The sequence below is a fragment of the Acinetobacter sp. 1566109 genome (assembly GCF_000582255.1).
In the GTDB taxonomy this organism is placed as follows: Bacteria; Pseudomonadota; Gammaproteobacteria; order Pseudomonadales; family Moraxellaceae; genus Acinetobacter; species Acinetobacter nosocomialis.
Genome location: NZ_JEYB01000161.1, coordinates 1 through 1,779 on the forward strand (window position 1 = coordinate 1; position 1,779 = coordinate 1,779).

General features: G+C 36.5%; 1 protein-coding gene. It reads left to right on the top strand.

What is annotated here, in order from left to right; translation table 11 throughout:
- Positions 1-75: 75 nt before the first annotated feature.
- Positions 76-1,779: hypothetical protein (locus tag J582_RS24975; protein ID WP_032048907.1), on the top strand; the 1,704-nt coding region annotated here is incomplete at its 3' end.

Sequence of the window (1,779 nt, forward strand, 5' to 3'; positions counted from 1 at the left end):
AACTAGTGAAGTTGTACAACAGCTTTTAAATAATGTGGACTTCGTTCTCACGCCAGATCAGCTATGGAAAGCATAATGTCAGAATCCAACCCAACCCATCAAAATATTGCTGATATTCCAAGGGTATCATTAAAACAGACATTGGAAAAACTCTTTGGTGATGAGCAGCTCCAACGTACCGAACATATTCAATATGTTGCTGATTTACTGACTTCGCACCCAACTGATCAATGTCTGGAAGGACTGAATCTCGATCTATTAGATTTTGATCTAGAAACCAATTCTGTTTTTGCTAGACCAGCTGCATTGGTCTCCTCTCGAAAACATACTGTTAGTGCAACACCCGTTACTTGGTATGTAAACTCAATTGCACAATTAGCAAAGTCAGAAGAAAATGCCTTAACCTGGAATATTCTAGTTTTAAAAGCAGCAATTTATTTAATTGCTCTTCCTGAGCTCAAGCCAGATCTTTTTAAACAAGCGCACGCCGAACACTTCAATACCGTAAAGCGCTTATTCCAGCGCTTTAGGACTGCAAATAAAAATTTAGATACTGAAAAAAAATATCATAATACAGAAGAATATAAACGCCTCTGGAATGTCTATCTTAAAGATCTAACGCTGAGCTTAGAGCAATTTATTCAACATCTGATCACATTAGATACGGATGAATTGCCTGAGTTTGATCGCAATCTACTCAATGATATTCGCATTACTTTTAACTATGTTTTAAAAAACAAAGCGAAGATTGCACGTGCAAGTATCGATACGCAGCTTCAACATCAGTTTCTTGATGAAGAACAATTCATTGAAGAAAGTATCGAAATCAAAAAAGGGGCTAAATCTAAAGCACTGAATATAGAAACCTCAATCGATGAGCCGATTAATCGGCAAATTGTTGTCAATCCAACTGACGTCACACCACTCGCAGCACATTCAGAAACGAGTCAAAGCTATGTTCTACCGCTTGTGGCAAAACATATTCAACGCAAAGAACATTTACTCACGTCGAGTAGTTTTTTTCCCAATCCATCTAGCGTGAACCATCTACTGAAAAGACTTCATGTGGACTACTCTGAACATCAAAATAAAAGTGCTTTGATCCTGATGCTCGCATTTTTAACAGGCAACAGTGTGAATGAGTGGCTATATATACAAAGCAAGCGAGCTAAAAACTTAAATAACCGCCAAAAATTGATCCATAAAAATGATCAGTTCTTCTTAAGCAGTAAATTTAATGTATTTGAGAACCGTGATTTTGAGTATTCAAACAGCTTGCTTAATCAGACGATCTATTTAGACATTCCAATCCCGAATCTATTCATTGAGGATCTCCGCAAAATGGATTCGGTTAGTTTCGATGATATACAGCAATATTTACGCAAATTAAGACAAGAATTATTGATTCCAAAACTGTCTGTCGTAAAGGTGAGTTCTCTACTGCATTATACGGTTCTTGCAAAAACAGGGAATAAACAACTCGCAGATTTAATCACAGGGATTGATGCCAATCAGTCATCATCTGTTTCTTATTGTCATCAGAATATTCCACGATTACATGCACAATATGTTGATATTCTAAAATCACTTTGTGCAGATGTATCAAACACATATGAAAGTTGTGTACCTTCGCTCCCTGATTCAATAATTCATTTTGGTAGTCGTAAGGCTCCAAAACCACAGGTCATTACAGAGATTTTTGCTGTATTGAAATTTAATATTTTTTCACAAGCTGAAGACGATCTGATTGCTATATACAACCACTACAACATATGGATG